This window comes from Thermosynechococcus sp. OHK43 (assembly GCF_014466085.1).
In the GTDB taxonomy this organism is placed as follows: domain Bacteria; phylum Cyanobacteriota; class Cyanobacteriia; order Thermosynechococcales; family Thermosynechococcaceae; genus Thermosynechococcus.
In genome coordinates, this window is the sequence record NZ_JACOMP010000040.1 from 1 (window position 1) to 8,520 (window position 8,520).

Here is an 8,520-nt window from a genome sequence, read left to right on the forward strand (position 1 = left end):
ACTTGAACCACATCTGCCCCCACGCGATCGCAAATATTGGCAATTTCGTTAATAAAGCTGATTTTAGTCGCCAAAAAGGCATTGGCAGCGTACTTGATCATTTCCGCCGAACTCAGATCCGTCACCAAAACTGGTACGGGAGGCAAGGTGGGATCAACCGCATACTTGCGCTCAATAATCGGCCCATAGAGTTCCTGCATGATTTGAATCGCTCTGCGGCTACTGCTGCCCAAGACAATGCGATCGGGATTCAACGTGTCATAGACCGCTGAACCTTCCCGCAGAAATTCAGGATTGCTGACCACATCAAAATCTAGCGGCGGATGGGTTCCCCCGGCTTTAATGGCATCGGCCAAATCGGGTTCTCGCTCAACCACGCCATCCAGAATAATCATCCGTACCCAGTCCCCTGAGCCAATGGGCACTGTGGATTTATTGACAATCACTTTGTATCCCAAATGCAAATGGGCACCAATCCCCCGGGCAACGGCTTCCACATAGCGGGTATCGGTTTCACCATTGGGCAGCGCAGGTGTACCGACAGCAATAAAGAGCACCTCACCAAATTCCACCCCAGTGCCAAGATCACTACTGAAGCGAATGCGACCACTGGCAATGCAACCACGGAGTAACTCCGTCAGACCCGGTTCATAAATCGGGGATTCCCCCTGTTGCAGCAGCTTGACTTTGTCAATATTGTTGTCAATGCAAATGACCTCATGGCCAATATGTGCCAGGCACACTCCCGTCACCAAACCCACATAGCCGGTGCCAATTACACAGACCCGCATTCCCTGTGGCCTCCCTAAACTTCCACCATCATAGGCGTATAGGGTACGCCCAGCCGCTCAGCAAAGTCAGGAATTGTCCGCTGCAGCCCCGCGAGGAGGGGAACGGTGGGTTGCCAGCCCAACACTGTGCGAGCGAGGGTAATGTCGGGACGACGGCGCTGGGGATCATCACTGGGCAGGGGCTTAAACTGGATTTCCACCCCTGGATTAATCAGGGCCTGGATTTTTTGGGCGAGCTCTAGCACCGTGTATTCATCAGGGTTGCCGAGGTTCACAGGGCCAAGGTGATCGCTATTCATCAGCCGAATCAACCCTTCCACCAAATCACTGACATAGCAAAAGCTACGGGTTTGGGAGCCGTCCCCATAAACCGTGAGGGGAATGCCCTGCAAGGCTTGGACAATAAAGTTGCTGACGACGCGGCCATCGTTGACCTGCATTTTCGGGCCATAGGTATTAAAAATCCGGGCCACTCGAACATCCACATTGTTTTGACGGTGGTAGTCAAAGGTAAGAGTTTCTGCCACTCGCTTGCCTTCGTCATAGCAGGAGCGCACACCAATGGGGTTGACATGCCCCCAGTAGGACTCAGATTGGGGATGCACTTGCGGGTCACCATAGACTTCTGAAGTTGAGGCCAGGAGAAATCGTGCCTTCACGCGTTTGGCCAACCCCAGCATGTGGAGTGTGCCCATGACATTGGTTTTGATTGTTTTGACCGGATTGTACTGGTAATGAACCGGTGAGGCGGGGCAGGCCAAGTGATAGATTTGATCCACCTCAAGGCGAATTGGATCGGTGACATCATGGCGGATCAGTTCAAAGTTCGGATGACCTAGCCAGCGCAAAATGTTGCGCTTCGTACCAGTGAAGTAGTTGTCTAGGCAAATGACCTCATGACCCGCTTCCATCAGCCGATCAACGAGATGGGAACCAATAAACCCAGCGCCGCCGGTAACCAGAATACGCATTGTGTTGTCTAAATAAAATCAGTAAAGTGATGTTCTCTCTTTGGCCTAGATTAGCATGAGTTCATAGGAGGCTAGCAATGCTTGGTTCCACCAAATCAGAGGATGCCCGAATGATCAAGAAGGGTTTGCAGAGCTGGTGTCTTGATTTATTTAAATTTTTTAAATTTGTTTAATCGGTTTAATCAGTTTAATCGATTGTCTTGGTCGGCCTTTGGCCAATTTCCTTAGCCCAAGCCAAACCTGAGAGGACGTCCGCGCACAGCAGTATTCACTTGCCCTTGGCTAAACACAACCTCACCATTTACAAAGGTGTACACTGGCCATCCTGTCAATGACCAACCCTCAAAAGGACTCCAGCGACACTTGGTGAGAAGTTCCTCACGGCGCACTGGGCGATAGGTCTGCAAATCCACGAGCACCAGATCCGCATCGTAACCGGGGGCAATTTTCCCTTTGTTGGGAATTTCATAGGCCGCAGCAACAGCAGTGGACATCCAGCGCACCACTTGCGGCACAGTACAGCGGCCTGCCATCGCTTGGGTCAGCATGAGGGGCAAGGAGGTTTCTACCCCCGGCATACCAGAGGGGCTGTGGGGATAGGGCTGCGCCTTTTCCTCTAGGGTGTGGGGGGCATGATCGGTGGCAATAAAGTCAATGACGCCATCGAGGAGCCCTTGCCAGAGTTTTTCATTATCTACTGCTGTGCGCAGGGGTGGGTTCATCTGCGCAAGGGAACCAATTTTGGCGTAGGCCTCTGTGGTCAGTAGCAGGTGTTGGGGAGTGACTTCCACCGTTATCCAAGGAAGTTTGTGCTCGCGCAGAAAGTCGACTTCAATCCCTGTGGAAAGATGCAGAATGTGCAGGCGGCGTTCGTATTTCCGGGAGAGCTTCACGGCTAACTGGGTGGCGTTGAGGGCCGCAATCTCATCTTGAATTTGCGAATGTATGGCCACATCGGTAATGCCAGCCAATTGTGCGCGGCGGGCCCGGATGCGACCCTGATCTTCGGCATGGACAGCAATGAGGCGTTTGCCCTCACTAAAGATACGGTCTAAAATTGGCTCCTCATCCACCAAGAGGGGTCCGTGCATTGATCCCATGAAAATCTTGATGCCGCAGACGGGGTGGACAGTGTTGAGGACGGCAAGGTTATCCTGAGTGGCGCCAATGAAAAAACCATAGTTCACGACACATTTGGCGGCAGCACGGGCCAGTTTATCCTCTAGGCTCGCCTGATCAATGGTTAGGGGACGGGTATTGGGCATTTCCAAAAAGCTGGTGACCCCCCCCTTGGCACAGGCACAACTGGCGGTGAACAGATCCTCTTTGTGCTCTAAGCCAGGTTCACGAAAATGCACTTGGGGGTCAATTACCCCCGGCAGGAGGGTTAAGCCTGTTGCATCAATAACCGTATCGCCGGGGTGCACAGTGACGCGCTCTGCCACTTCTGCAATGCGATCGCCCTCAAGGCGCACCTGTTGCTGGCGGAGTTCTCCCTCTGGGGTACAAATCACCGCATTTTGGATCGCGATCGCCACCCTGTTCTCCTTAAAAATGGGCTCTTCTGTTCAGATCCTACTGGCCCGTGGAACCCAAGGACACAAAGGATAAACTATAAACATCTGTAATACCTGTGGTGATAAAATTTGACCCAAATCTATCTTCTTAACGGAAGTAAAACCTTTATACTGTAGAGCGTGTCTGTAGGTGGGGCGCGATCGAATCGCTATGGAATCTGGTATTGACTTACAGGGGCAGTTTATTCGTGCGTTGGAATCCCTTGGCCTTTCCCATGATCTAGCCAAGCTACTTTGGCTACCCTTGCCAATGTTAATGATGCTAATTGTGGCTACGGTGGGCGTCCTGGTGGCCGTTTGGCTAGAGCGGAAAATTTCTGCTGCTGTGCAACAGCGGATTGGCCCTGAATACATTGGCCCATTGGGGATTTTGGCGCCCCTGGCCGACGGCCTAAAACTGATTTTTAAGGAGGATGTTCTCCCCGCAAATACCGATCGCTGGCTGTTTACCCTTGGGCCAGCAGTGGTCGTGATTCCCGTCTTTTTGTCCTACATTATTGTCCCCTTTGGCCAAAACCTACTGATCTCCAACTTGGCAATGGGGGTCTTCCTCTGGATTGCCCTGTCAAGTATTGCGCCCATTGGCCTACTGATGTCGGGCTATGCCTCCAACAACAAATACTCCCTACTGGGGGGACTGCGGGCAGCGGCACAATCCATTAGCTACGAAATTCCCCTTGCCTTGGCAGTGTTGGCAGTGGCTATGATGTCCAATGGCTTAGGCACGGTGGAAATTGTCGAGCAGCAGTCGGAATACGGCATCCTCAGTTGGAATGTCTGGCGACAGCCCATCGGCTTTTTGATCTTTTGGATTGCCGCTCTGGCAGAGTGTGAGCGCCTCCCCTTTGACTTGCCGGAAGCCGAGGAAGAACTCGTGGCTGGCTACCAAACAGAGTACGCTGGCATGAAGTTTGCCCTCTTTTACTTGGGTGCCTACGTTAACCTTGTACTTTCGGCACTCTTAGTCAGTGTTCTCTACTTTGGCGGTTGGAGCTTCCCCATTCCCCTAGAAACTATTGCCAATCTCCTTGGGGTGAGTGAAACCAATCCCTTTTTGCAGATTGCTTTTGCAGTGCTGGGCATCACAATGACCCTGATTAAGGCCTACTTCTTTGTCTTTTTGGCGATTCTGCTGCGCTGGACAGTGCCCCGTGTGCGTATTGACCAACTCCTAGACCTGGGCTGGAAATTCCTACTACCAGTGGGTCTAGTGAATCTGCTGCTGACCGCTGGCTTAAAGCTCGCCTTTCCCGTCGCCTTTGGCGGTTAAGAAACTCCCCATTTCTATGAGGTGACACCATGAAATTCCTCAATCAGATTACCAACTATGCCAAAGAGGCACTGCAGTCTGCGAAGTACATTGGTCAAGGCCTCTCCGTTACCTTCGATCACATGCGGCGGCGACCGGTAACAGTGCAGTATCCCTACGAAAAGCTCATTCCCTCAGAACGGTTCCGGGGCCGGATTCACTTTGAGTTTGACAAGTGCATTGCCTGTGAAGTGTGCGTGCGCGTTTGCCCCATTAACCTGCCTGTGGTGGATTGGGTCTTCAATAAAGAGCTCAAGAAAAAAGAACTCAAGCACTACAGCATTGATTTCGGCGTGTGTATCTTCTGTGCCAACTGTGTCGAATACTGCCCCACCAATTGCCTCTCGGTCACAGAAGAATACGAACTAGCCACCTACGATCGCCATGAGCTGAACTACGACAGTGTTGCAATGGGACGCATTCCCTACAAAGTAACCCAAGATCCAATGGTGACGCCAATCCGTGAGTTTGCCTACCTGCCCGCTGGCGTGATGTCTGGCCATGATTTGCCCGCGGGTGCCCAACGGGCGGGAGAGCATCCCGAGGCGATCGCCAACCCTGCTGAATCATCTGAGAACTAGGAGTTGTTGTTGTGGACTTAGCCACTCTGACCCAAACGATTACTTTCTTTGCCCTTGCCGCTGCAGTGACTGTTGCTGCCCTTGGCGTTGTGCTCCTGAACAATGTTGTCTATTCTGCTTTTTTGCTGGGGGGAGTGTTCCTGAGCATCTCTGGGCTGTATATCCTCATGAATGCTGACTTTGTTTCAGCGGCGCAAATTCTCATCTACGTCGGTGCGGTCAACGTTCTCATTCTGTTTGCCATCATGCTGGTCAATAAGCGCGAGGCCTATACCCCAGTGCCGGGGCGTTGGCTACGCCAGGGGGGTGCTGCAGTGGTCTCCCTTGGGGTCTTTGCTTTGCTGACGAAAATGATTTTGCAAACCCCTTGGCAACTCAGTTCCGTGCCCCCCACAACTGACAGCATCACCACCATCGGCCAGCACTTTTTCAGTGATTTCCTCTTGCCCTTTGAATTGGCCTCGATCTTACTGCTGATGGCTTTGATTGGGGCAGTGGTTCTTGCCCGCCGCGAACTGGTCTTGGAACCTGAACCCCTCCTAGGGGAAGAGGTGGTACCCCCCTTGGAGTTACCGGAACGTCCCCGCGAACCTGTAGCTTTGTCTGAAAAATAGGGAAATGACGATGCAGTTAACCAATGTTTTAATCTTGGCAGCACTGCTGTTTTGTATTGGCATCTATGGGTTGGTTACCAGTCGCAATGCCGTGCGCGTGCTCATGTCCATTGAGTTGCTTCTGAATGCTGTTAACCTCAACTTGATTGGTTTCGCCAACTATCTAGATGGCCAGCAAATTAAGGGGCAAGTCTTTGCGATATTTGTGATTACCGTGGCAGCCGCCGAAGCCGCCGTGGGTTTAGCAATTATTTTGGCCATTTATCGCAACCGCGACACTGTTGACATGGAGAAATTTAACCTCCTGAAGTGGTAGGCGAGAAGCTGGAACCTACTTCCCTCAATTGCCGTCTTTATTCAAGAGCTAGTGTCAGCAAAAGGGCAATCACCTATGACAGTGCGTCTTGGTAAGTCGGTTACCTATCTCTCGTTAATGGCATTGGGGGCAGCCGCTGCCATGTTTGTCACCCACTTGATGCCAGCATCAACGCCCTTGGTCACTCCCAGCTTGGCACAGTTACCGGCACCGCTACCAGCGGGAAATGACATTAACTTTATTGCCCGTGCGGTTGAACAGGTGGGGCCTGCTGTGGTGCGGATTGATGCTTCCCGTACGGTGCAGACCCGTGTGCCAGCTATCTTTAATGATCCTTTCTTTCAGGAATTTTTTGGGCCAATGATGCCCCCCCGCAGCCGTGAAGAACGGGGTCTAGGGTCTGGTTTTATCATTAGTAGCGATGGCTTGATCCTGACAAACGCCCATGTGGTGGATGGTGCTAACCGAGTGAAAGTAACCCTCAAGGATGGCCGCACGTTTGAGGGGCAGGTTCTCGGTCAAGACCGTCTGACGGATGTGGCTGTGGTCAAGGTGAGTGCTAACAATTTACCGGTGGTGCGTCTTGGTAATTCTGATAATTTGCGCCCTGGGGAGTGGGCGATCGCCATCGGTAATCCATTGGGTCTTGATAATACGGTGACTGCAGGCATTATCAGTGCAACCGGACGTTCTAGCGGTGATATTGGTGTACCCGATAAGCGAGTGGGCTTTATTCAAACCGATGCAGCCATTAACCCCGGTAACTCTGGCGGCCCCCTGTTGAACCAGCGGGGAGAGGTGATTGGCATGAATACAGCGATCATTGGTGGTGCCCAGGGGTTGGGGTTTGCCATTCCCATCAACACGGCTCAGCGGATTGCCAACCAACTGATTGCCAATGGTCGCGTGGATCACCCCTTCTTGGGTATTCGCATGACCAATCTTACCCCTGAGGTGCAGCAACGCCTCAACGCCAATCCCAATAGTCCTGTCCGCGTGCAGGAAAGTTCGGGGGTTTTGATTTTTGAAGTCCTCCCCAACTCTCCCGCTGCCCGTGCCGGTTTGCAACCTGGAGATGTGATCCATCGTATCAATGGCCAAAACATCACCAAAGCGGATCAAGTGCAGCAAATGGTGGAAAGCACCGGCATTGGTCGCACCATGGAACTGGAAGTGCGCCGTCGTGGCCAAACTGTAACCGTGGCCGTTCAGCCAGCTCCCCTCCCAGCCCAGGCGAGTCGCTAAGGTGCTGACGGCGGTTCTGATCATTCCAACGGGCATTGGGGCTGCCATTGGCGGTTATGCGGGGGATGCGATTCCAGTTGTTCGTGCCTTGGCCCAAGTGTGCGATCGGCTGATTACTCACCCCAACGTTCTGAATGGGGCGATGCTCTATTGGCCACTGCCCAATGTTTGGTATGTCGAAGGCTATGCCCTTGATGAATTTGCCGCTGGCCACTGGGGATTGCTACCACCCCGTGCAAATCGCATTGGTCTATTACTGGATGCAGCCATAGAACCCGAGCTGCAACTTCGCCATCGTCAAGCGGCGGCGGCCTGTTCTGCTACCTTGGGTCTAACCCTTACTGAACCGGTTATTACAGATGAACCGTTGGGGGTACAGCTACAAACCGCTGCCTCCGGAGCAACATGGGGCACTGTGGCGAACCCTGCCAGTTTATTGCGGTCGGCAGAAACACTGATTCAAGTCGCTAAGGCAGAGGCGATCGCGATCGTGACTCGCTTTCCTGATGATCCGGGCACAGAAGCATTGCACCACTATCGTAGTGGCCAAGGTGTCGATCCCCTAGCAGGGGCAGAAGCAGTCATTAGTCATTTAATTGTCCAGCACTTTCAGATTCCAGCAGCCCATGCCCCAGCCCTGGAACCCTTACCCCTAGAGGAGAGTGTACATCCCCGCGCCCTTGCCGAAGAAATTGGCTATACCTTTTTGCCTTCCGTGCTCGTGGGGTTGAGTCGTGCTCCCCGCTACAGCTTAAGTGACCCGCATGCCCTGTGGCGACAGGACGTGGATGCAGTGATTGTACCCGCTACGGCACTTGGTGGACGGGGAATTCTGGCCTTGGCTCATCAAGGCATCCCCATCCTAACAGTAGCTAACAATACCACAACCCTCAATGTTACCGGTGCCGATTTGGGGATAGAGACAATTCCTTGCCAGTCCTATGCCGAGGCGATCGGCGTCCTGAGTGCCATGAAGGCGGGAGTATCTTGGCAAACAGTGACGACAGCAACCTAAAGTTGCCTTTGAGTCTGGGGTTGATGCAGTTGACGGTGCTGCCTGAGGCAGAGATGCCGAGAGTGGCCAGGTTACTGGCTGAGCGCGCTCAGGGGGAAGAG

Annotated in this window: 9 protein-coding genes; 6 read left to right on the forward strand and 3 right to left on the reverse strand. The window is 52.9% G+C overall.

The features are described 5' to 3' along the window. The 3 genes from H8Q75_RS01805 to H8Q75_RS01815 all read right to left on the reverse strand — a co-directional run. The coding region (locus tag H8Q75_RS01805; protein WP_297039971.1) for a nucleotide sugar dehydrogenase at nt 1-791 on the reverse strand (791 nt) is incomplete at its 3' end. A gap of 14 nt (nt 792-805) precedes the next feature. Further along, entirely contained in the window at nt 806-1,762 is a 957-nt protein-coding gene (locus H8Q75_RS01810) for a UDP-glucuronic acid decarboxylase family protein (RefSeq protein ID WP_297039975.1), read from the reverse strand. Nucleotides 1,763-1,986: 224 nt separating this feature from the next. Then, entirely contained in the window at nt 1,987-3,300 is a 1,314-nt protein-coding gene (locus H8Q75_RS01815) for a dihydroorotase (RefSeq protein ID WP_024124066.1), read from the reverse strand. Between the two features lie 190 nt (nt 3,301-3,490). On the opposite strand from H8Q75_RS01815, the gene nuoH reads away from it, so the two are divergent. The 6 genes from nuoH (at nt 3,491) to H8Q75_RS01845 (ending at nt 8,419) form a co-directional block, all read left to right on the forward strand. Continuing rightward, nucleotides 3,491-4,609: an NADH-quinone oxidoreductase subunit NuoH gene (gene nuoH / locus H8Q75_RS01820; protein WP_024124065.1), complete on the forward strand. Its 1,119-nt coding sequence runs from the start codon at nt 3,491-3,493 to the stop codon at nt 4,607-4,609. Nucleotides 4,610-4,638: 29 nt separating this feature from the next. Continuing rightward, nucleotides 4,639-5,229 (forward strand): NAD(P)H-quinone oxidoreductase subunit I, encoded by a 591-nt coding sequence (ndhI, locus tag H8Q75_RS01825; protein WP_024124064.1) that lies wholly within the window; start codon nt 4,639-4,641, stop codon nt 5,227-5,229. An 11-nt stretch (nt 5,230-5,240) separates the two neighbouring features. Continuing rightward, nucleotides 5,241-5,843 carry an NADH-quinone oxidoreductase subunit J gene (locus tag H8Q75_RS01830; RefSeq protein ID WP_024124063.1) on the forward strand — a complete coding sequence of 201 codons (603 nt, stop codon included), beginning with the start codon at nt 5,241-5,243 and terminating at the stop codon, nt 5,841-5,843. Between the two features lie 10 nt (nt 5,844-5,853). Continuing rightward, a complete protein-coding gene (gene nuoK, locus H8Q75_RS01835) occupies nt 5,854-6,159 on the forward strand; it encodes an NADH-quinone oxidoreductase subunit NuoK (protein ID WP_024124062.1) in 306 nt (101 codons plus the stop codon). A 75-nt stretch (nt 6,160-6,234) separates the two neighbouring features. Beyond that, nucleotides 6,235-7,404, forward strand: coding sequence for an HhoA/HhoB/HtrA family serine endopeptidase (locus H8Q75_RS01840; RefSeq protein ID WP_024124061.1), 1,170 nt, complete (start codon nt 6,235-6,237; stop codon nt 7,402-7,404). A 1-nt stretch (nt 7,405) separates the two neighbouring features. Next, nucleotides 7,406-8,419 carry a DUF3326 domain-containing protein gene (locus H8Q75_RS01845; RefSeq protein ID WP_024124060.1) on the forward strand — a complete coding sequence of 338 codons (1,014 nt, stop codon included), beginning with the start codon at nt 7,406-7,408 and terminating at the stop codon, nt 8,417-8,419. Nucleotides 8,420-8,520 lie beyond the last annotated feature (101 nt).